The organism is Saccharopolyspora elongata, from assembly GCF_004348985.1.
GTDB lineage: Bacteria > Actinomycetota > Actinomycetes > Mycobacteriales > Pseudonocardiaceae > Saccharopolyspora > Saccharopolyspora elongata.
On the sequence record NZ_SMKW01000094.1, the window covers coordinates 12,497 to 33,739 of the forward strand.

Sequence of the window (21,243 nt, forward strand, 5' to 3'; positions counted from 1 at the left end):
CCGATGAGATGACAGGACGGACCCCGTGGCACGCGTCAAGCGGGCAGTCAACGCCCAGAAGAAGCGCCGCACCATTCTCGAGTCGGCCCGTGGTTACCGCGGTCAGCGCTCCCGGCTGTACCGCAAGGCCAAGGAGCAGATGCTCCACTCGATGACCTACGCCTACCGCGACCGGCGGGCCCGCAAGGGTGACTTCCGGAAGCTGTGGATCACCCGCATCAACGCCGCGACCCGGCAGCACGGCCTGAGCTACAACCGGTTCGTGCAGGGCCTGAAGGCCGCCGAGGTCGAGGTCGACCGGAAGATCCTGGCCGAGCTCGCGGTCAACGACCCGCAGGCGTTCGCCGCGCTGGTCGAGGTTGCGCGCAAGAACCTGCCGGAGAGTGCGGCCTGATCACCGAAGGCCCCTCCGCTGCACCGCGACCCGGGACGACGACTCCGCTGACGGAGCGATCGACCCGGGTCGCGGTCGCTCGCAAGCTCACCCGCCGCGCCGGCCGGGAGAAGGCCGGCGCGTTCCTCGCGGAAGGCGCCCAGGCGGTCGGCGAGGCGCTGACCGCGCACGCCGCCGGGGTGCTGCGGGTGCGCGACGTGTTCGCCACCGAGCAGTCCCGGCACGCCGAGTTCCTCGACCGGGCGCGCGCCGAGTCGGTGCCGGTGCACCTGGTCACCGAGCGCGCCGCGGCGTCGCTGTCGGAGACCGTGACCCCGCAGGGCCTGATCGCGGTCTGCGACCTGCCGGACACCGCGCTGTCCGACGCGCTCGCCGAACGCCCGAACCTGGTCGCGGTGCTGGTCGGCGTGGCAGACCCGGGCAACGCCGGCACGGTGGTCCGGGTCGCGGACGCGGCCGGTGCCGGTGCCGTGCTGTTCGCCGGTGACACCGTCGACGCCTACAACGGCAAGGCGGTGCGGGCGTCCACCGGCAGCCTCTTCCACCTGCCGGTCGCGCGGGACCGCGACGTCTCCGCCGTGCTCGCCGCCTGCCGCGCGGCCGGGCTCCGGCTGGTCGGCGCCGACGGCTATGCCGCCGGCGACCTCGACACGGCCGACCGCGACGGCGAGCTCGCCGAACCCACGGCGTGGGTGTTCGGCAGCGAGGCCCACGGCCTGCCGGACGAGGTGAAGTCCGAGCTGGACACCACGCTGCGGGTGCCGCTGTACGGGCGCGCCGAAAGCCTGAACCTGGCCACCGCCGCGGCCGTCTGCCTCTACGCCTCCGCCCGCGCCCAGCACCGGTGAAGCCCGGCGATTTTCCCGTGCGCGCTTCGGGGAAGTTGACGATTTCGCGTGAAATCGCGAACCGGCCGGGTCCGGGACCGCGTGTCGGCACCGGATCTCCGCGAAAAGCGGTTGGGGCCGTCGCATAGAATTCAGGGGTCAGCTTGCGGCTTGAGTCGTATGCCAACGAGCAGGTTCGCCGCCCCCGGGCCACCGGTCCGGGAATCGGGTACTGATGCCTGTCGGATCAACGGGAGTCACGCACTAACGATGTCTGGAGCCAACGACCCGTACGACCCGAAAGAGGTCGCCGCGCTGTCGCCGGAGACGCTGGACCGCGCGGTGGTCGAGGCCAGCAAAGCCTTCGCCGCGACCACCGACCTCGATGCGCTGGCGGCCGTCAAGCCCGCGCACCTCGGGGACCGTTCGCCGCTGCTGACCGCGCGCCGGGAGATCGGCGCGCTGCCGCCGAAGGCGCGATCGGAGGCCGGCAAGCGCGTCAACCAGGCCCGCGAGGCGATCCAGGGCGCATTCGACGAGCGCCGCGCCGCCCTGCAGGCCGAGCGCGACGAGCGGGTGCTGCGCGAGGAGACGGTCGACGTCACGCTGCCCTGGGACCGCGTCCCGGCCGGCGCGCGGCACCCGCTCAGGCAGCTCGCCGAGCAGGTCGAGGACACCTTCGTGGCGATGGGCTGGGAGGTCGCCGAGGGTCCCGAGCTGGAGACCGAGTGGTTCAACTTCGACGCGTTGAACTTCGGCAAGGACCACCCGGCGCGCACCATGCAGGACACCTTCTACGTCGGTCCGGAGAACTCCGGGCTGGTGCTGCGCACCCACACCTCGCCGTCGCAGATCCGCTCGCTGCTGGAGCGGGACCTGCCGGTGTACGTGGTGTGCCCCGGCCGCACCTTCCGCACCGACGAGCTGGACACCACCCACACCCCGGTGTTCTCGCAGGTCGAGGGCCTGGCGGTGGACAAGGGCCTGACGATGGCGCACCTCAAGGGCACCTTGGACGCGTTCGCCCGGGCGATGTTCGGCCCGGAATCCAAGACCCGGTTGCGGCCGTCGTTCTTCCCGTTCACCGAGCCGTCGGCGGAGATGGACGTGTGGTTCCCGGAGAAGAAGGGCGGCGCCGGCTGGGTCGAGTGGGGCGGCTGCGGCATGGTCAACCCGAACGTGCTGCGCGCCTGCGGCGTCGACCCCGACGTCTACACGGGCTTCGCGTTCGGCATGGGGCTGGAGCGCACGCTGCAGTTCCGCAACGGCATCCCGGACATGCGCGACATCGTCGAGGGCGACGTCCGGTTCACCCAGCCGTTCGGCATCTGATGCCCACCGACACCACCCACCTGAACGAGAGAAAGGCCTGACCAAGTGCGGATTCCGGTTTCCTGGCTGGCCGAGCACCTTGAGCTGCCCGAGGAGACGACCGCGGAGACGCTGGCCGAAGCGTTCATCCGGATCGGCTTGGAGGTCGAAGAGGTCGTCCACCTGACCCAGGTGCGCGGGCCGCTCGTGGCCGGTCGCGTCGCCGCGATCGAGGAACTCACCGAGTTCAAGAAGCCGATCCGGTTCTGCCAGGTCGAGGTCGGCGCGGACGACTCCGGCGAGCAGCAGGTGCAGGGCGTCATCTGCGGTGCCCGCAACTTCCAGGAGGGCGACCTGGTCGTGGTCGCGCTGCCCGGTGCGGTGCTGCCCGGCGACTTCGAGATCACCTCCCGCAAGACCTACGGCAAGGTCAGCGAGGGCATGATCTGCTCGGCCAAGGAGCTGGGCATCGGCGAGGACCACGACGGCATCCTGGTGCTGCCGCCCGGTTCGGCCGACCCCGGCGACGACGCGGTCGAGCTGGTGGGGCTGGACGACTCGATCATCGAGCTGGCCATCACCCCGGACCGCGGCTACTGCTTCTCGGTGCGCGGCCTGGCCCGCGAGCTGTCCAACGCGCTCGACGTGCCGTTCGGCGACCCGGGCACCCGCCCGGTCCCGGCCGACGACCGGCCCTCGCGCGAGGTCGAGCTGCGCGACCCGAGCGCCTGCTCGCGGTTCGTGCTGCGCAGGGTCACCGGTGTCGACCCGACCGCGCCGAGCCCCTGGTGGCTCCGCCGCCGCCTGGCGCTGGCCGGGATGCGGTCCATCTCGCTGGCCGTGGACGTCACCAACTACGTGATGCTCGAGCTGGGCCAGCCGCTGCACGCCTTCGACACCACGAAGGTGACCGGTGCGCTGGTGGTGCGCCGCGCCGAGCAGGGCGAGAAGCTGACCACCCTGGACGGTCTGAGCCGCGAGCTGGACCCGGACGACATCGTGATCTGCGATGACAGCGGCCCGGTGTCGCTGGCCGGCGTGATGGGCGGCGAGTCCACCGAGATCGGCCACAACACGCACGACGTGCTGCTGGAGGCGGCGAACTGGGATCCGGCCAGCATCGCCCGCACCATCCGCCGGCACAAGCTGCCCAGCGAGGCGGGCAAGCGCTTCGAGCGGACGGTGGACCCGGCGATCGCCGCGGTGGCCACCGAGCTGGCCGCGCAGCTGCTGGTCCGCTACGGCGACGGCACCATCGCGCCGGGCCGTACCGACGTCGGCGAGCCGAAGCAGCCCGAGCCGGTGACCATGCCGCTGGCGCTGCCGGACAAGATCGCCGGGGTGTACTACGACCGCGGCGTGACCGCCCGGCGGCTGAGCCAGATCGGCTGCCGCATCGAGGTCGGCACCTCCGACGAGGGCGTCGGCGTGGTCACCGCGACCCCGCCGACGTGGCGGCCGGACCTGAAGCAGCCGTACGACCTGGTCGAGGAAGTGCTGCGCCTGGAGGGGTACCACACGATCCCCTCGGTGCTGCCCGCCGCGCCGGCCGGGCGCGGGCTCAACGCGGAGCAGCGCCGCGAGCGCGCGGTCTCCCGCGCGCTGGCCGGTGAGGGCTACGTCGAGGTCCTGCCGTTCCCGTTCGTCGGCAAGGCGACGCTGGACGACTTCGGCCTCGCCGAGGACGACCCGCGACGGCGCACCATGACGGTGCTCAACGCGTTGGAGAGCGACCGGTCGTTGCTGACCACGACGCTGCTGACCGGGCTGGCGGAAACCTTGCAGCGCAACGTTTCCCGCGGCCAGCGCGATCTCGCGTTGTTCCACATCGGACAGGTCGTGCAGCCCGCGGAGAACCAGCCCGCGGTGCCTTCGGTCGGCGTGGCGTCGCGGCCCAGCGACGAGGAGCTCGCCGCGCTGCACGCGTCGCTGCCGGCGCAGCCGAAGCACGTCGCCGTGATGCTGGGCGGCAACCGCGAGCGCGCCGGCTGGTGGGGCAAGGGCCGCGAGGCGAACTGGGCGGACGCGGTGCAGGCCGCGCGCGTCGTCGCCGAGGCCGCCCGCGTGGAGCTGACGGTGAGCGCGGGCGAGCTCGCGCCGTGGCACCCGGGCCGGTGCGCGCAGCTGAAGGCCGGTGACGTCGTCGTCGGCCACGCGGGCGAGCTGCACCCGAAGGTCGTGGAGGCGCTGGGCCTGCCGAAGCGGACCTGCGCGATGGAGCTCGACCTGGACGCCCTGCCGCTGACCGACCGCCGCCCGGCACCGCAGATCTCGGCGTACCCGCCGGTGCTGATGGACATCGCCCTCGTGGTGGACGAGGGTGTGGCCGGGGCCGACGTGATCGACGCGGTCCGCGCCGGCGGCGGCGAGCTGCTGGAGGACGTGCGGCTGTTCGACGTCTACGCCGGTGAGCAGCTCGACGAGGGCAAGAAGTCGCTGGCCCTGGCGCTGCGCTTCCGCGCCTCGGACCGGACGCTCAAGCAGGAGGAGGCCACCGAGGCCCGCGACGGGGCGGTGCGAGCCGCCACCGAGCGCCTCGGCGCCAGCCTCCGCGCCTGACTGTTCAGCCGCAATTTCCATTGAAATCGAAGATTCGATTTCAATGGAAATTGCGGCCTTGTCATCCGAGGAGCCGCCGTGGTCAAGCTGGATCGGTTGATCAACGTCCTCGGCGGCCTCGGGGCCCGGCTGGGCAACGCCCCGCGATCCAGGTCCACGGAGCTGCGGTCGGTGGCGCTGCACGACCCGGCCGATCCCGCCCCGGGCGGTGAGGACGTCCTGCTCGCCGTCGGCGTCGACGCCGACGGCGCGGCTGATCTGCTCTCGAGCACCCGCGCCGAAGTGGTCGTGCTGCGCTGCACCGAACTCGGCGAGCGGGCGCTCGCGGCGGCCCGCGACCGGCACGTGACGGTGGTGCTCGTCGATCCGGCCGTGTCGTGGGGGCAGCTGGCGGCCGTGATCTACGGGCTGGTGCTGGAGGGCCGCGAAACCGAGGCGGGCCGGGGCCCGACGGACCTGTTCGCGCTGGCCGACGCGCTCGCGGACTCGGTCGGTGGGCCGGTGACGATCGAGGACCACCGCTCCGGCGTGCTCGCGTACTCCAGTCGGCAGCACAGCGCCGACCGGGCCCGGCTGGCCACGATCCTGGGGCGGCGGGTGCCCGCGGAGATCCGGCGGGAGCTGACCGAGCGCGGCGTGTTCCGGCACCTGGAGACCTCCGACGAACCGATCTTCGTGGCGCCGCTGGGGCCGGAATCCCTGCACGGCAGGGCGGTCGTGGCGGTCCGCGCGGGCAAGGAACTGCTGGGCTCGATCTGGGTGGTGACGGAGCACGCACTCACGGACGCGCACCAGGCCGCTCTGGTCAGCGGCGCGCGCACCGCGGCGCTGCACCTGCTCCGCTCCCGGGCCAGCGCGGATCTGGAGCGGCAGGTCGAATCCGATCTGGTCACCGGGCTGCTGGAGGGGCACGAGGACCCAACCGCGGCGTTGAGCCGCCTCGGACTGCGCAGCACGAGGTACCGCGTGGTGGCGGTGCAGGTGCACACCGGTGGCGCGCCGGAGGCCGCGCCGCTGCTCGCCTTCGAGCGGGCGACGACCGGTTTCGGCTGGTCGCGGCCGGGGCGCAGCGCGCTGTTCGCGAACACCGTCTACACGATCTTGCCGCACGAGGACGCCGAGCCGGCGTGCGAGTGGGCGCGGGCTCTGGTCCGGGAACTCGCCGGCGATGCGACGGTCCTCGTCGGGGTGGGCGGCCCGGCCGGGCCCGCGCAGCTGGTGGACAGCCGACAAGAAGCGGACGAGAGTCTGGCGATCCACGCGACGCGGGCGGACCGGGGCGCGGCCGTGGTCTACGACGAGGCGTGGCACGAGATCTTGCTGCGGCGGCTGCGGCACGTCGCGTCGACAGGGCGGGTGCCGGATCGTGGCCCCGTCGTCGAGCTCCGCCGCCACGACCGGGAGCACGGCACGAGCTACGTCGAGACGTTGCGGGCGTGGCTGGAATGCCAGGGCGACCTGGGTGCCGCGGCGGCGCGGCTGGAGGTCCACCCGAACACCGTCCGGTACCGGATGCGGAAGATGGCCGAGCTGACGCCGCTGGACCTGGACGACCCCGACGCCAGGCTGGCGATGATCATCGCGCTCGCCGTGTAGTCGGTTCCGGCCAATCGGGGCGCCGCGATTTGTGCGATTCCGACACTGGCGCGGCGCCGCAGCCGAGGCAGGCTCCACCTCAAGACGTTTCGAGGAGGAAGCATGCGCGAGGACGGGATCGACGGGATTCCGCGCCGGGCCGTGGTGATCGGCGCGGGTGTGGTCGGCTTGTCGACCGCTTGGTTCTTGCAGGAGCACGGCGTCGAGGTCACGGTGCTCGACCGCGAGGACGTCGCGGCCGGTGCGTCGTGGGGCAACGCCGGTTACCTCTCGCCGGGGTTCTCGATCCCGCTGCCGGAGCCGAGCGTGCTGCGCTACGGGTTGCGGTCGCTGTTCGACCGGGACGCGCCGTTGTACGTGCCGGCCTCGGTGGATCCCGGGCTGTGGTCCTTCCTCACCGGTTTCGCCCGGCGGTGCACGCCCTGGGCCTGGCAGCGGTCGATGCGCGCGTTCGTCCCGATGAACGCCGAGTGCCTGGACGCCTTCGATGCGCTGACCGCGGGCGGCGTGTCCGCGCCGACGGTGCCCGCGCCGATCACGGCGGCGTTCGAGAAGCCCGAGCAGGTCGCCGAGCTGCGGCACGAGTTCGAACAGATCCGCCGCTGCGGCCAGGACGTCGAGGTACGCGAACTGTCCACTTCGGACGTCGACGTGCCGCAGCTGTCGTCGCGCATCGCGGCGGTGCTGCGGGTGGAGGGGCAGCGCTTCGTGGACCCCGGCGAGTTCACCCGGAGCCTGGCGAAGTCGGTGGTGGAGCGCGGCGGCAAGCTGCGCACCGGATTCCGCGTGCGGGAGGTGCTGCGCGGCTCCGGTCAGGTCACCGTCAAGTCGGAGCAGGACGAGCGGGTGTCGGCCGAGGCGGTCGTGCTGGCCACCGGCGCGTGGCTGAGCCGGCTGGCGAAGCCGCTGGGCGTCCGCACCGCGGTGCGGGCCGGCCGCGGCTACTCGTTCACGGTGCCGACCGAGCAGCCCGTGCCGGGCCCGATCTACCTGCCCGCGGCGCGCGTGGCGTGCACGCCGTACCAGGGCGGCCTCCGGGTGGCGGGAACGATGGAGTTCCGCTCGGTGGACGATCCGCTGGACCGCGGCCGCATCGAAGCGATCGTGCGCTCCGCGCGCCCGCTGCTGAAGGGCGTCGGCTGGAACGAACGCCGTGACGAGTGGGTCGGCGGCCGCCCGGTGACGCCCGACGGCCTGCCGCTGATCGGTTCGACGAAGATGCCCGGCGCCTACGTCGCGGGCGGCCACGGCATGTGGGGCCTGACCCTGGGCCCGCTCACCGGGCGCCTGCTGGCGGAGCAGATCACCACCGGAAAGCGCCCGGCGCTCCTGCGGCCGTTCGACCCGCTGCGATGAGCACGGACCTGACGGCGGCGGAGCGAGCTGAACTCGACCGCCTCCGCCGCGAGAACCAGCTGCTGCGAGTGGAGAAGGAGATGCTCCTGCGCATCGCCACGGAATACGCCCTGGACGTGCACCCCGCGGTCAGCGGCGACCGCGGGGTGCACGGCGGAGGTGGTTGATCGGGCTGCGGGCGGCGAACTCGGTGGCGGTGATGCCCATCAGCACGAGGCACTGGGCTCCGCCGCACAGGAATTCCGGGTCGCGCAGGCGGCCTTCCTCGCGGAAGCCGAGTTTGCCGTGCAGCGCGAGGGAAGCGGCGTTGCCGTCGTAGATCCCGACCTCGCACTTGCGGTAGCGCAGCCGCCCGAACATGAACGCGAGCAGGGCGGTGATCGCGTCGTCGGCGTAGCCGCGGCGGCGGTGCTGCGGGCCGATCCCGATGCCGTAGCCGAACCGGCCGGAACCGGGCTCGGCCTGGCTGGCGGACAGCGAGCCGACCAGCGTCCGGTCCAGCAGCGTCTCGATGGCCAGCTGGATGTCGTCGCCGGAGTCGCCGTGGTGCGCCCGGTGCGCTCCCCAGTGCCGGTAGCCGTCGAACTTCGGGTAGTGGGTGTCGGACGATTCCCGGTCGAACCGCATCAGCGTGCGCCGGTCGGCCGGCTCGACGCGCCGCAACCGCACCCGCTGCCCGACCGGGCCCGACGTCGTGATCGACATCGAACGGCGGGCACCCGTGCCGGGGCGGGGTGGGGTCATCGTCATCGGCAACGATGATGCCCGGAGAGCCGCGCCGAAGTCGAAGCGGGGTGCCCCCGGCTGCTGGCCGCGCACGGCGCGCTGCGGCCGCCTCGTCGCGACGGAGGCTAGATCAGCGCGGGTGCGTCCAGGATCGCGGGCGCTCGCGGATCGACCGGCCGACCGTGAGCGCGACACCGATCAGCACTGCGAAGCCCGTGAGCGCGACCGAGGCCTTGAACTCGGAAGGCACCGCTACGACCGGATTCGCGTGCTCGTCGATGAAGCCGTAGGCGGTGAAGTCGAGCAGCACCGCCAGATCGACGGCCGCACGGATCGCCAGCGCGGCCGTCCAAGCGGCCAGGATGCGGATGCCGGTGGCGCGCGGCGTCGCGACGATGGCGAAGACGGAGATCGCGAAGCCGGGCACGAACAGCGCAGCCGCTGCCAGGTTCGGCCAGCCGTGGGTGAAAGCGCCGAGCGCCAGGCACCCGATCCCGGCGATGCCGACGATGATCGCGAGTCCTCGCTGCCGCGGGCTGAGCGGCATGGTCGCCCGCGGCGCGCGGATCAGCGCGAGGAGCGACGCGACCGCCGGCGGGCCCCAGAACAGCAGGTGGGCGAGGTAGAGCCGCTCGTCGATCGGGCGCGTGAGCCCGACGAAGAAATAGCCGGCGCTCCACAACCAGAACGGCGAACTGCCCGCGAGGACGGCCGCGACGGAAACCTGGTACCGCCGGACGAACAGCAGCAGTCCGGCGACCGGCAGCGCCACGACCAGCGCCCCGAGCAGGGCGAGCACGATCAGCCCGGCGAGCCCGAGGCCGCCGTCGGCGAGCGTTCCGGCGTAGCCGGCTCGGGGCACGTCGGTCGCCCAGGACACCACGCCGGCGAGCCTGCTGCCGGGTGCGCCGGCCTGCCGCGCCGCGAGATCCGGGAACCGGGCCGGGAGGACAGCCGCGTCCATGACGTTGCTCAGGGTGAAAACACCGGGTAGGAGCTTCTGCTGAACGTCGAAGAGCAGCAGGGCGAAGCCGACGCAGCTGGACAGGCAGATCACCCCGGCGACGACCAGCCACGGATCGCGTTGCGGGCGGCCGAGGTCGACGGTCGGCTGGTCGCCGTTCTCCGCGCCGATGGCGTTCAGCTGGGCGCGAATGCCCTCGATCGTCGGCCGGTCGTCGACCCGCTTGGCCATCAGCCCGCCGAGCAGCCGTGCCAACGCCTCGCCCGCGCGGACCGGCGCGGGCGGCTCCTCGGAAAGCACTGCGGCCAGCGAATCCCCGGCGGTGCTGCGCAGGTATGGCGACTTGCCCTCGACCGCGAAGTACAGGGTGACGCCCAGCGCCCACAGATCGGAGGCGGCCACGGCGCGGCCCCGGACGTGTTCGGGGGCCATGTAGGCGGGGGAGCCGACCATGATGCTGGACGCCGTGGCGGTGGAGCCGTCGTCGAGCCGTGCGATGCCGAAGTCGGTCAGCTTCACCGAACCGTCGGCGGCCACCATGATGTTGCTGGGCTTCACGTCGCGGTGCACGATGCCGAGCCGATGCGCGGCCTGGAGCACGTCCAGCACGCGCGAGGCGATCTCGATGGTGCGGGCGGGCGGCAGCGGCCCTTCGGATTCGACGAGGTCCTGCAGGGTGGCGGCCTCGACCAGCTCCATGACGATGTATATCCGGTCGTCGGCCTCGATGGCGTCGAAGACGGTGACCGCGCCGGGATGGTTGAGCTTCCCGGCGAGCCGGGCCTCCCGCAGCACCCGCGCCCGCAGCTCCGGATGATCGGCCCCGGGAGGCAGGTGGATCTCCTTGACGGCGACGAACCGGTCGAGCAGGGCGTCCCAGGCCCGCCAAACGGTCCCCATTCCGCCCCGGCCGATCACGGATTCAAGCGCGAAACGCTCCGCCAACAAGCGTTCCTCGCCCACCGGCGCCCCTTTCTCCCGTTCCGGAGGGAACGTTAGCGCCAGGATGATCAGTTTGTCCCGCCTTTGCCGGAGCCGGCGAGCTCCCGTGGCTCGTGCGTGCTTTGGCCTGCTATGGCGACTCGAACCACTCACGGGCCCTGTGGCCGCCGCGCGGTGGGAGGATTGGGGTGAACGGCCCGTTCGCCTCGTCTAGCTGGGTGAATGTGGCGTTCGCCGCGCAGCCGAACGCTCGTTTGATTAATGTTGCATGGGAGTGCATAATCATCCGCATGACGGTTCGAGTGGCAGTTGCCGGGGCTAGCGGCTACGCGGGCGGGGAACTGCTCCGCCTGCTGCTGTCGCACCCAGAGGTGGAGATCGGCGCGTTGACCGCGGGCGGCAACGCCGGGACCAGGCTCGGGCAGCACCACCCGAACCTGATGCCGCTGGCGGACCGCGTCCTCGCCGACACCACGGCCGCCGAGCTCGCCGGCCACGACGTCGTCTTCCTCGCCCTCCCGCACGGCCACTCCGCAGCCATCGCGGCCGAACTCGGCGACGACGCGATCGTCATCGACTGCGGCGCCGACCACCGGCTCAACGACCCCACCGACTGGGCCCGCTGGTACGGCGGCGAACACCCCGGCACCTGGCCTTACGGCATCCCCGAGCTCCCCGGCGCCCGCGACCGGCTCCGCGGCTCCCGCCGCGTCGCCGTCCCCGGCTGCTTCCCGACGGTGTCCTCGCTGGCGCTCGTCCCCGCGCTCGCCGCCGGGCTCGTCGAGCCGGACGCCGTCGTCGTCGCGGTCACCGGCACCTCCGGTGCCGGCCGCGCGCTCAAGCCGCACCTGCTCTCCGCCGAGGTGATGGGCTCCGCCAGCGTCTACGGCGTGGGCGGCGCGCACCGGCACACGCCGGAGCTGATCCAGAACCTCAGCTCCGTGGCCGGGGAGCCGGTGAAGGTGTCGTTCACGCCAGTCCTCGCGCCGATGTCGCGCGGCATCCTCGCCACCTGCTCCGCCCCGCTGCGCGAGGGCGTCGACGCGGACGCGGCGCGCAAGGCCTACCTCGACGCCTACGGCGACGAGCCGTTCGTGCACGTGCTGCCCGAGGGCCACTGGCCGCAGACCTCCGCGACGCTCGGCGCGAACACCGTGCACCTGCAGCTGGCGGTGGATCCGGACGCCGGGCGGCTGATCATCGTCGGCGCCGAGGACAACCTCACCAAGGGCACCGCCGGCGGCGCCGTGCAGTGCATGAACCTCGCAGTGGGGCTGCCGGAGACCACCGGGCTGCCGCTGGTCGGGGTGGCACCATGAGCCGGCTGAAGCTCCGGCTGCACGCCGAGCAGCTGGCCGTCGGCATGGTCCCGGCGCACGTCAGCCTGGCGCTGACCGGCGGCACCGCGCCGATCCACGGCAGCCTCACCACCGGCGCGGGCCGCACCATCATCTTCCCGTACTCGCTGGCCGCCGAGTCCGGCCCGGACGTCCGGGTGGAGGGGCCGTTCCGGGCGCTGGAGATCGACGGCCCGCTGGACTTCGCGCTGACCGGCGTGCTCGCGGCGCTGCTGGCGCCGCTGGCCGACGCCGAGATCAGCGTCTTCACCCTGTCCACATTCGACACCGACTGGATCCTGGTCCCGGCCGACGCGGCCGTGCGGGCCGCCGAGGTGCTGACCTCCGCTGGGCACACCGTGGATATCGAGGAGAGCCAATGAGCGTGACCGGACCTGCCGGTTTCCGGGCGGCGGGGATCGCCGCCGGGATCAAGGCCGCGGGCGCGCGCGATGTCGCGCTGGTCGTCAACGACGGGCCGCGACAGGCCGCGGCCGGGGTGTTCACCACCAACAAGGTCAAGGCGGCGCCGGTGCTCTGGTCGCAGCAGGTGTTGACGGAGCGCAAGCTCCGCGCGGTGGTGCTCAACTCCGGCTGCGCCAACGCCTGCACCGGCCCGGAGGGCTTCCAGGACACCCACGCCACCGCCGAGAAGGTCGCCGACGTGCTCGGCGTCGGCGCCATCGAGATCGCGGTGTGCTCCACCGGCCTGATCGGCGAGCGGCTGCCGATGGACGCGCTGCTGTCCGGTGTGGACACCGCGGCGAAGGCGCTGGACGCCACCGACCAGGCCGGGCTCGACGCGGCCACGGCGGTGCTCACCACCGACAGCAAGCCGAAGCAGGCCTTCGGGAAGCACGACGCGGGCTGGTCGGTCGGCGGCTTCGCCAAGGGCGCCGGGATGCTCGCGCCGAACCTGGCCACCATGCTCAGCGTCATCACCACCGACGCGGTGATCGGCGGCGACGACCTGGACGAGGCGCTGCGCGCGGCCACCAGGGTCACCTTCGACCGGCTCGACGTCGACGGCGGCACCTCCACCAACGACACCGTCCTCGTCCTGGCCTCCGGCGCCTCCGGCGTCGAACCGTCCAAAGAGGACTTCACCGAGCTGCTCACCGCCGTCTGCACGGACCTGGTCCGCCAGCTGCAGGACGACGCCGAAGGCGCCACCAAGACCATCGACGTCACCGTGCGCGGCGCGGTCAGCGAGGCCGACGCGGTCGCCATCGGGCGCACCATCGCCGAGGACAACCTGGTCAAGACCGCGATGTTCGGCTCGGACCCGAACTGGGGCCGGATCGCGATGGCGCTCGGCCGGGTCGACGCCGAGATCGACGTGGCCAAGCTGGAGATCGCCACCAACGGCGTCACGCTCTACGCGAACGGCACCAAGGCCCGCGACCGCAGCGAGGCCGACCTGTCCGGGCGCGCCATCGAGATCGTCGTGGACCTGCACCTCGGCGACCACGCGGCGACCATCCTGACCACCGACCTGTCCCACGCTTACGTCGAAGAGAACAGCGCGTACTCGTCATGACCCAGCAAGAAGCCGGCGACCGGCTGGCCACCGCGGCCGAGAAGGCCAGCGTCCTCGTCGAAGCCCTCCCGTGGCTGCAGCGCTTCCACGGCGCGACCGTCGTGATCAAGTACGGCGGCAACGCGATGATCGACGACGAGCTCAAGCGCGCCTTCGCGCACGACATGGTGTTCCTGCGGCTCGCCGGACTGCACCCGGTGGTGGTGCACGGCGGCGGCCCGCAGATCACCGCGATGCTCGACCGGCTCGGCATGGAAGGCGAGTTCCGCGGCGGCCTGCGGGTGACCTCCCCGGAGACCATGGACGTGGTGCGCATGGTGCTGGTCGGCCAGGTCGGGCGCGAACTGGTCGGGCTGATCAACCAGCACGGGCCGTACGCGGTCGGCATGTCCGGCGAGGACGCCCGGCTGTTCACCGCCGAGCGCCGCACCGCGACGGTCGACGGCGAAGCCGTGGACGTCGGGCTCGTCGGCGACGTGGTGTCGGTCAACGCCGACGCGGTGCTCGACCTGATCAAGGCCGGCCGCATCCCCGTCGTCTCGACCGTCGCCCCCGACGCCGACGGCGTGGTCCACAACGTCAACGCAGACACCGCCGCCGGGGCACTGGCGGTCGCGCTCGGCGCCGAGAAGCTCGTGGTGCTCACCGACGTCGAGGGCCTTTACACCAACTGGCCGGACCGCGGCTCGCTCGTGTCGCGCCTGGACGCCGACCAGCTGGCGGAACTGCTGCCGAGCCTGTCCAGCGGCATGGTCCCGAAGATGGAGGCCTGCCTGCGTGCGGTGCGCGGCGGGGTGCCGCGGGCGCACGTCATCGACGGCCGCCTCGCGCACTCGGTCCTGCTCGAGGTGTTCACCAGTGCCGGAGTCGGCACGATGGTACTGCCGGCGCAGGTGGAGGAGGACGCATGAGTAACGCTCACTTCCCTTCTGCTCATGCGGTCCGACCGGGTGCGGGTGTCCCGCAAAACACCGAGGAAGGCGAGAACTGATGACCACCAACGCCGCGGGAGCGCAGCGCTGGCAAGCGTCCATGATGGACAACTACGGCACCCCGAAGCTGACCCTCGTCAGCGGTTCGGGCGCCGAGGTGACCGACGCCGACGGCAAGACCTACGTGGACTTTCTCAGCGGCATCGCGGTCAACGCGCTCGGCCATGCGCACCCCGCCGTGGTGCAGGCCGTCTCCGAGCAGATCGGCAAGCTCGGCCACGTCTCCAACCTCTACGTGCACGAGCAGGGCCTCAAGCTCGCCGAACGGCTGCTGGACCTCGCCGGCGCGACCGGCCAGGGCCGGGTGCTGTTCTGCAACTCCGGCGCCGAGGCGAACGAGGCCGCGTTCAAGATCGCGCGGCTGACCGGCCGCGCCAAGCTCGTCGCCGCGCACGGCGGCTTCCACGGCCGCACCATGGGCGCCCTCGCGCTCACCGGCCAGCCCGCCAAGCAAAAGCCCTTCGAACCGCTGCCGCCCGGCGTGGTGCACGTGCCCTACGGCGACATGGCCGCACTGGAGTCCGAAGTGGACGACAACACCGCGGCGGTGTTCCTGGAGCCGATCCAGGGCGAGAACGGCGTGATCGTGCCGCCCGAGGGATACCTCCAGGCGGCCCGGGAGATCGCCACCCGCAACGGCGCGCTGCTGGTGTTCGACGAGGTGCAGACCGGCATCGGCCGCACCGGCTCGTGGTTCGCCTTCCAGCACACCGGTGTCGTGCCCGACGTCATCACCCTGGCCAAGGGCCTCGGCGGCGGCCTGCCGATCGGCGCCTGCATCGGCATCGGCGCCGCCGGCGACCTGCTGCACCCCGGCCAGCACGGCACCACCTTCGGCGGCAACCCGGTGGTCTGCGCCGCCGCGCAGGCGGTGCTGGACACCATCGCCGCCGACGACCTGCTCGAACACGTCGAACAGGTCGGCAAGGAACTGGTCACCGGCCTGCAGCAGCTCGACCACCCGCTGATCGGCGAGGTGCGCGGCGCGGGCCTGCTCATCGGCGTCGGCCTCACCGCACCGGTGTCGGCCAAGATCGCCGCCGCCGCGCAGGACGCCGGATTCCTGATCAACCCCATCCAGCCCGACGCGATCCGGCTGGCCCCACCGCTGATCGTGCGGCCCGACCAGGTGCGGCGGCTGCTCACCGCCCTGCCCGCGCTGCTCGACGCTGCCAAGGAGAACCACTGATGCCCCGGCACTTCCTCCGCGACGACGATCTCACGCCCGCCGAGCAGGCCGAGGTCCTCGACCTCGCCGATCAGTTCAAGGCCGACCCGCACGGCTCCGACGCGCTGGCCGGGCCCAAGTCGATCGCGGTGCTCTTCGAGAAGAACTCCACCCGCACCCGGCTGTCCTTCGAGGTCGGCATCGCCCAGCTCGGCGGCCAGCCGATCGTCGTGGACGGGCGGATGATGCAGCTCGGTCGCGAGGAGACCATCGAGGACACCTCCCGGGTGCTGTCCCGCTACGTCCACGCCGTGGTGTGGCGGACCTTCGCGCAGGCCCGCATCGACGCGATGGCCTCGGTGTCCCGGGTGCCGGTGATCAACGCGCTCACCGACGAGTTCCACCCCTGCCAGGTGCTCGCCGACCTGCAGACCGTCCGGGAACGGCACGGCAAGCTCGCCGGCCTCACCCTGACCTACCTCGGTGACGGCGCCAACAACATGGCGCACTCGCTGATGGTCGGCGGCGTCACCGCGGGCATGCACGTCCGCATCGGCGCGCCGGCGGGCTTCCGGCCGCTGGACTGGGTGCTGGACGCGGCCTGGAAGCGCGCCGCCGAGACCGGCGGCTCCGTCGAGCTGTTCAACACCCCGAACGGCGCGGTCGAGGGCGCGGACGTGCTGGTCACCGACTCCTGGACGTCGATGGGCCAGGAGAACGACGGCAAGGACCGGGTCAGCCCGTTCCGGCCGTTCCAGGTCAACGCCGAACTGCTGGCCGCCACCGGCAAGACCGACACCAGCGTGCTGCACTGCCTGCCCGCGCACCGCGGCATGGAGATCACCGACGAGGTGATCGACGGCCCGGCCAGCGCGGTGTTCGACGAAGCCGAGAACCGCCTGCACGCGCAGAAGGCGCTGCTGGCGTGGCTGGTGCGACAGCCATGACGACCCGCGTCGCGCGGCAGGCCCGCATCATCGAACTGGTCGCGTCGATGGGCATCCGCAGCCAGACCGAGCTGGCCAAGCTGCTCGCGGGCGACGGCATCGAGGTCACCCAGGCGACGCTGTCGCGGGACCTCGACGAACTCGGCGCGGTCAAGCTGCGGGGTGCCGACGGCGGGGCGGCGGTCTACGTCATCCCCGAGGACGGCAGCCCGGTCCGCGGCGTGCAGGGCGGCACGTCGCGGCTGAGCCGGCTGCTCGGCGAGCTGCTTGTCGGCGCCGACGGCGCGGGCAACCTGACCGTCCTGCGCACCCCGCCCGGCGCGGCGCAGTTCCTGGCCAGCGCCATAGACCGAGCGGCGCTGCCGGAGGTGGTGGGCTCCATCGCGGGCGACGACACCGTGATGATCGTCGCCCGCGAGCCGCTCACCGGGCACCAGCTGGCCGCCCGGTTCACCGACATGGCCGCGGGCGAAGGGCAATCCGAAGCGGACGCCGAAACGCCGCGGTCCACAATGGATGACGACGACCCACATCAGACCGGGGGAACACCGTGACGCAGCAAGGCAGCGAGCCGACCAAGCTCTGGGGCGGCCGGTTCGCCTCCGGCCCGGCCGAAGCGATGGCCGCGCTGAGCCTGTCGACCCACTTCGACTGGCGACTGGCGCCCTACGACATCGCCGGATCACGCGCCCACGCCCGCGTGCTGCACCGCGCCGGGCTGCTCACCGCCGACGAACTCGAGCGGATGCTCGCGGGCCTGGACGTCCTGGCCGCCGACGTCGAGGCGGGCGCCTTCACGCCGGTGATCGACGACGAGGACGTGCACACCGCTCTCGAACGCGGGCTGCTGGAACGCGTCGGGCCGGAACTCGGCGGCAAGCTGCGCGCCGGGCGCTCCCGCAACGACCAGGTCGCCACGCTGTTCCGGATGTGGCTGCGCGACGCCAACCGCCGCGTCGTCGCGGGCGTCCTCGACATCGTCGACGCCCTCGTCGCCCAGGCAGCTGAGCACCCCGACGCGGTGCTGCCCGGCCGCACCCACCTGCAGCATGCGCAGCCGGTGCTGCTGGCGCACCACCTCCTCGCGCACTGCCAGGCGCTGCTGCGCGACGTCCAGCGCTTCCGCGACTGGGACGCCCGCACCGCGTACTCGCCGTACGGCTCGGGCGCCCTGGCGGGCTCCTCGCTCGGGCTCGACCCGCAGGCCGTCGCCGCCGAGCTCGGCTTCGCCGGCGCCGTCGACAACTCCATCGACGGCACCGCCTCGCGCGACTTCGCCGCCGAGGCGGCGTTCTGCCTCGCGATGCTCGGCGTGAACCTCTCGCGCATCGCCGAAGAGGTGATCATCTGGAACACCGCCGAGTTCGGCTACGTGACGCTCGACGACGCCTGGGCGACCGGCAGCTCGATCATGCCGCAGAAGAAGAACCCGGACGTCGCCGAGCTGGCCCGCGGCAAGTCCGGGCGGCTCATCGGCAACCTCGGCGGCCTCCTGGCCACGCTGAAGGCGCAGCCGCTGGCCTACAACCGGGACCTGCAGGAGGACAAGGAGCCGGTCTTCGACTCCGTCGAGCAGCTGGAGCTGCTGCTGCCCGCGATGGCGGGCATGCTCGGCACCCTGACCTTCCACACCGGGCGGCTCGCCGAGCTGGCGCCCGCCGGCTTCACCCTCGCCACCGACATCGCGGAGTGGCTGGTGCGCCAGGGCGTCCCGTTCCGGGTCGCGCACGAGGCGTCGGGGGAGTGCGTGCGCACCGCCGAGGCCCGCGGCGTCGGGCTGGAGGACCTGACCGACGAGGAGCTCGCCGCGGCCAACCCCGCGCTCACCCCGCAGGTGCGCGAGGTGCTGACCGTCGAGGGTTCCATCGCCTCCCGTGACGGGCACGGCGGCACCGCCCCGAACCGGGTGGCCGAGCAGCGCGAACGCGTCGCCGACAACGTGCGGCAACATCGCGAGTGGCTGTCTAAGTGATCACGGTTTGGGCACGACCGGTAGTGTCTTGCATGTGAGTCAGGTGACGCGCGACGAACTTGCCCTCGATCCACTGTGGGTGGCCCGCCGCCTGCTCGGCTGCGAGCTGTGGTCGACCGGGCCGCAGGGCCAGGTCGGCGTACGCCTGGTCGAGGTGGAGGCCTACCGCGGCATGGACGACCCCGCGTCGCACTGCTACCGCGGGCGGACCGAGCGCAACGCAGTGATGTTCGGTCCGGCCGGTCACCTGTACGTGTACTTCGTGTACGGGATGCACTTCTGCATCAACGTCGTGTGCCTGACCGACGGTGTCCCCGGCGCGGTGCTGCTGCGCGCCGGGGAGATCACCACGGGCGCCGAGCTCGCCCGCTCCCGCCGCCCGGCGGTCCGCAAGGACACCCAGCTCGCCAGCGGGCCCGCCCGGCTGGCCGGGGTCCTCGGCATCACCCGCGAGCACAACGGCGTCGACCTCACCGACCCGGAGTCACCCATCCGGCTGTACAACGGCAGCCCGGTCGGCGAGGACGACATCCGCAGCGGACCCCGGGTCGGCGTCGCCGCGGCGATGGACCTGCCCTGGCGGACCTGGGTGGACGGCTCGTCGGCGGTCAGCTCGTACCGGCGCGGCGGCCGCCGCCGCATCCAGGCCCGGACGTAAACCAGGTTGCTCGCATGAGCGAGACTTGGACGCGTGAGTGAGAACATCCTTGACGAGCTGACCTGGCGCGGCCTGATCGCGCAATCCACCGACCTCGACTCGCTGCGACGGGAACTCGACCAGGGGCCGCTCACCCTTTATGCCGGCTTCGACCCGACCGGTCCCAGCCTCCACGCCGGGCACCTGATCCCGATCCTGACGCTGCGCCGCTTCCAGCAGGCCGGGCACCGGCCGGTGGTCCTGGCCGGCGGCGCCACGGGCCTGATCGGCGACCCGCGCGACGTCGGCGAGCGCAACCTGCACGACGTGAACACCGTGCTGGAGTGGACCGACAAGATCCGCGCCCAGCTGTCCGCGTTCGTCGACTTCGACGACTCGCCGACCGGCGCGATCATGGAGAACAACGCGCACTGGACCGCGGACCTGCCGGTCACGGCGTTCCTGCGGGACATCGGGAAGCACTTCTCGGTGAACACGATGCTGGCGCGGGAGACCGTCAAGCGGCGGCTGGAAACCGACGGCATGTCCTACACCGAGTTCAGCTACATGTTGTTGCAGGCCAACGACTTCGTGCAGCTGTACCGGAAGTACGGCACCATGCTCCAGCTCGGCGGCTCGGACCAGTGGGGCAACATCATCGCGGGCGTCGACCTGGTCCGGAAGCAGGAGTCGGCCGCCGCGCACGCGCTGACCCTGCCGCTGGTCACCGACTCGGAGGGCCGCAAGTTCGGCAAGTCCACCGGCGGCGGCAACGTCTGGCTGGATCCGACGATGACCACGCCGTACGCCTGGTACCAGTACTTCGTCAACGCGGCCGACGCCGACGTCGCGAAGTACCTGCGGCTGTTCACCTTCCTCGCCCGCGAGGAGATCGACGAGCTGGAGCGGAGCACGGTGGAGCGGCCCCAGCTGCGGGCCGGCCAGCGCAAGCTCGCCGAGGAGCTGACCACGCTGGTGCACGGCGCGGACCAGACCCGCAAGGTCGTCGCGGCCAGCCAGGCGCTGTTCGGCAAGGGCGAGATCGCCGAGCTCGACGAGGCGACCCTGGACGCGGCGATGGCGGCGGTGCCGACGGCGGAAGCCCGGCTCGCCGACGCCCCGACGATCGTGGACCTGCTCGTCGAAACCGGTCTCGCCACCGGGAAGGGCGCGGCGCGGCGCACCATCAAGGAGGGCGGCGCGTACGTCAACAACGGCAAGATCGCCGATGAGGAGTGGTCGCCGAGCAAGGACGACCTGCTGCACGGCCGTTGGCTCGTGATTCGCCGTGGCAAGCGTCACACTGCGGGCGTTCGGGTCGTGCACTAGCCTGGAATCAGCACCGGAAAGGGGCTCTGAGCTGCATGTTCGGGCTCCGCCGGTGCTGATTCGAGTCGATTTGACTCGGCGCTGAACGACGCGTAAATTGTTTCAGGTCAGCGCGGAACGGGCCGATGAAAAACGGACCGGGCACTGACACGGGGTCGCGAACCAAGCTCCTACCTCCGGGTGGTAGAGTGGGCACCTCGATCAGGAAATCGAAATTCAGCAGCCGGACTTGGTTGTCCGTGCGACGAGGTTGCGGTTTCCGACCAGATCTTTGATGAAAAAGTGCTTGGCTGCGGCCGGGCGGAATAGCGAGCCGAAATACGGCGATCCGGTGGGGGCGACCCCCCGGGAAAGCCGAAAAAAGGGTCTGCTACTCTGGTCGACAGCAAAAGCGAGAAAGAAAATGCTCCCCGGAGCTGCGGTCCTGATAAGGGATCGAAGCGATGGTGTGGGTGTGTTCTTTGAGAACTCAACAGCGGACTGTTTTGGTTAGTGTTCTTTTATGCCCCCGACCATTTTGGTGGTTGGTGGTTTCTTTGAGTATGACGCTCGCCCTGTGGGGTTTGAGTGTCTGCTGGGATTGTTCAACAGCATTGTTGGAGAGTTTGATCCTGGCTCAGGACGAACGCTGGCGGCGTGCTTAACA

Annotated in this window: 19 protein-coding genes; 17 read left to right on the forward strand and 2 right to left on the reverse strand. The window is 71.7% G+C overall.

Annotated elements, in window-relative coordinates; translation table 11 throughout:
• Positions 1 to 25 precede the first annotated feature (25 nt).
• The 7 genes from rplT (at position 26) to E1288_RS47540 (ending at position 8,210) form a co-directional block, all read left to right on the forward strand.
• Positions 26 to 394, forward strand: a complete 369-nt coding sequence (gene rplT / locus E1288_RS40235; RefSeq protein WP_093266845.1) for a 50S ribosomal protein L20 — start codon at positions 26 to 28, stop codon at positions 392 to 394.
• The gene (locus E1288_RS40240) at positions 394 to 1,242 is read left to right on the forward strand and encodes a TrmH family RNA methyltransferase (RefSeq protein WP_397528999.1); all 849 of its coding nucleotides are present in this window, start codon (positions 394 to 396) and stop codon (positions 1,240 to 1,242) included. The genes rplT and E1288_RS40240 overlap by 1 nt, the downstream gene beginning before the upstream one ends.
• A 249-nt stretch (positions 1,243 to 1,491) precedes the next feature.
• Complete coding sequence (gene pheS / locus E1288_RS40245; RefSeq protein WP_132493927.1) at positions 1,492 to 2,553, forward strand: phenylalanine--tRNA ligase subunit alpha; 1,062 nt, start codon at positions 1,492 to 1,494, stop codon at positions 2,551 to 2,553.
• Between the two features lie 45 nt (positions 2,554 to 2,598).
• The gene (gene pheT / locus E1288_RS40250; protein ID WP_132493928.1) at positions 2,599 to 5,091 is read left to right on the forward strand and encodes a phenylalanine--tRNA ligase subunit beta; all 2,493 of its coding nucleotides are present in this window, start codon (positions 2,599 to 2,601) and stop codon (positions 5,089 to 5,091) included.
• Between the two features lie 78 nt (positions 5,092 to 5,169).
• Complete coding sequence (locus E1288_RS40255) at positions 5,170 to 6,687, forward strand: PucR family transcriptional regulator (RefSeq protein WP_132493929.1); 1,518 nt, start codon at positions 5,170 to 5,172, stop codon at positions 6,685 to 6,687.
• A 102-nt stretch (positions 6,688 to 6,789) separates the two neighbouring features.
• A complete protein-coding gene (locus E1288_RS40260; RefSeq protein ID WP_132493930.1) occupies positions 6,790 to 8,043 on the forward strand; it encodes an NAD(P)/FAD-dependent oxidoreductase in 1,254 nt (417 codons plus the stop codon).
• Positions 8,040 to 8,210 (forward strand): hypothetical protein, encoded by a 171-nt coding sequence (locus tag E1288_RS47540; protein ID WP_165968521.1) that lies wholly within the window; start codon positions 8,040 to 8,042, stop codon positions 8,208 to 8,210. The genes E1288_RS40260 and E1288_RS47540 overlap by 4 nt, the downstream gene beginning before the upstream one ends.
• Here E1288_RS47540 and E1288_RS40265 read toward each other — a convergent pair.
• Both E1288_RS40265 and E1288_RS40270 read right to left on the reverse strand, forming a co-directional pair.
• Entirely contained in the window at positions 8,173 to 8,748 is a 576-nt protein-coding gene (locus tag E1288_RS40265; protein WP_132493945.1) for a GNAT family N-acetyltransferase, read from the reverse strand. The two genes, E1288_RS47540 and E1288_RS40265, sit on opposite strands and share 38 nt — an antisense overlap.
• A 151-nt stretch (positions 8,749 to 8,899) precedes the next feature.
• Entirely contained in the window at positions 8,900 to 10,696 is a 1,797-nt protein-coding gene (locus E1288_RS40270; protein WP_132493931.1) for a serine/threonine-protein kinase, read from the reverse strand.
• 269 nt (positions 10,697 to 10,965) lie between these two features.
• On the opposite strand from E1288_RS40270, the gene argC reads away from it, so the two are divergent.
• The 10 genes from argC (at position 10,966) to tyrS (ending at position 20,597) form a co-directional block, all read left to right on the forward strand.
• Complete coding sequence (gene argC / locus E1288_RS40275; protein WP_132493932.1) at positions 10,966 to 11,994, forward strand: N-acetyl-gamma-glutamyl-phosphate reductase; 1,029 nt, start codon at positions 10,966 to 10,968, stop codon at positions 11,992 to 11,994.
• Positions 11,991 to 12,395 (forward strand): ACT domain-containing protein, encoded by a 405-nt coding sequence (locus E1288_RS40280; RefSeq protein WP_132493933.1) that lies wholly within the window; start codon positions 11,991 to 11,993, stop codon positions 12,393 to 12,395. Before argC ends, E1288_RS40280 begins: the two co-directional genes overlap by 4 nt.
• Positions 12,392 to 13,552: a bifunctional glutamate N-acetyltransferase/amino-acid acetyltransferase ArgJ gene (argJ, locus tag E1288_RS40285; RefSeq protein WP_132493934.1), complete on the forward strand. Its 1,161-nt coding sequence runs from the start codon at positions 12,392 to 12,394 to the stop codon at positions 13,550 to 13,552. The genes E1288_RS40280 and argJ overlap by 4 nt, the downstream gene beginning before the upstream one ends.
• Positions 13,549 to 14,463 (forward strand): acetylglutamate kinase, encoded by a 915-nt coding sequence (gene argB, locus E1288_RS40290; RefSeq protein WP_132493935.1) that lies wholly within the window; start codon positions 13,549 to 13,551, stop codon positions 14,461 to 14,463. Before argJ ends, argB begins: the two co-directional genes overlap by 4 nt.
• 79 nt (positions 14,464 to 14,542) lie before the next feature.
• Complete coding sequence (locus tag E1288_RS40295; protein WP_132493936.1) at positions 14,543 to 15,733, forward strand: acetylornithine transaminase; 1,191 nt, start codon at positions 14,543 to 14,545, stop codon at positions 15,731 to 15,733.
• Positions 15,733 to 16,659 (forward strand): ornithine carbamoyltransferase, encoded by a 927-nt coding sequence (argF, locus tag E1288_RS40300; RefSeq protein WP_132493937.1) that lies wholly within the window; start codon positions 15,733 to 15,735, stop codon positions 16,657 to 16,659. The genes E1288_RS40295 and argF overlap by 1 nt, the downstream gene beginning before the upstream one ends.
• A complete protein-coding gene (locus E1288_RS40305) occupies positions 16,656 to 17,213 on the forward strand; it encodes an arginine repressor (RefSeq protein WP_132493938.1) in 558 nt (185 codons plus the stop codon). The genes argF and E1288_RS40305 overlap by 4 nt, the downstream gene beginning before the upstream one ends.
• Positions 17,210 to 18,631 carry an argininosuccinate lyase gene (gene argH, locus E1288_RS40310; protein ID WP_132493939.1) on the forward strand — a complete coding sequence of 474 codons (1,422 nt, stop codon included), beginning with the start codon at positions 17,210 to 17,212 and terminating at the stop codon, positions 18,629 to 18,631. The genes E1288_RS40305 and argH overlap by 4 nt, the downstream gene beginning before the upstream one ends.
• A gap of 34 nt (positions 18,632 to 18,665) precedes the next feature.
• Positions 18,666 to 19,289: a DNA-3-methyladenine glycosylase gene (locus E1288_RS40315; protein ID WP_132493940.1), complete on the forward strand. Its 624-nt coding sequence runs from the start codon at positions 18,666 to 18,668 to the stop codon at positions 19,287 to 19,289.
• A 33-nt stretch (positions 19,290 to 19,322) separates the two neighbouring features.
• Positions 19,323 to 20,597: a tyrosine--tRNA ligase gene (gene tyrS, locus E1288_RS40320; protein ID WP_132493941.1), complete on the forward strand. Its 1,275-nt coding sequence runs from the start codon at positions 19,323 to 19,325 to the stop codon at positions 20,595 to 20,597.
• The last annotated feature ends 646 nt before the right edge of the window (positions 20,598 to 21,243 follow it).

Coding starts and splice junctions, on each gene's coding strand:
- pheS (WP_132493927.1), top strand. CDS start 1,492: ATGTCTGGAGCCAACGACCCGTACGACCCGAAAGAGGTCGCCGCGCTG.
- E1288_RS40260 (WP_132493930.1), top strand. CDS start 6,790: ATGCGCGAGGACGGGATCGACGGGATTCCGCGCCGGGCCGTGGTGATC.
- E1288_RS47540 (WP_165968521.1), top strand. CDS start 8,040: ATGAGCACGGACCTGACGGCGGCGGAGCGAGCTGAACTCGACCGCCTC.
- E1288_RS40265 (WP_132493945.1), bottom strand. CDS start 8,748: ATGTCGATCACGACGTCGGGCCCGGTCGGGCAGCGGGTGCGGTTGCGG.
- argC (WP_132493932.1), top strand. CDS start 10,966: ATGACGGTTCGAGTGGCAGTTGCCGGGGCTAGCGGCTACGCGGGCGGG.
- E1288_RS40280 (WP_132493933.1), top strand. CDS start 11,991: ATGAGCCGGCTGAAGCTCCGGCTGCACGCCGAGCAGCTGGCCGTCGGC.
- argJ (WP_132493934.1), top strand. CDS start 12,392: ATGAGCGTGACCGGACCTGCCGGTTTCCGGGCGGCGGGGATCGCCGCC.
- argB (WP_132493935.1), top strand. CDS start 13,549: ATGACCCAGCAAGAAGCCGGCGACCGGCTGGCCACCGCGGCCGAGAAG.
- E1288_RS40295 (WP_132493936.1), top strand. CDS start 14,543: ATGACCACCAACGCCGCGGGAGCGCAGCGCTGGCAAGCGTCCATGATG.
- argF (WP_132493937.1), top strand. CDS start 15,733: ATGCCCCGGCACTTCCTCCGCGACGACGATCTCACGCCCGCCGAGCAG.
- E1288_RS40305 (WP_132493938.1), top strand. CDS start 16,656: ATGACGACCCGCGTCGCGCGGCAGGCCCGCATCATCGAACTGGTCGCG.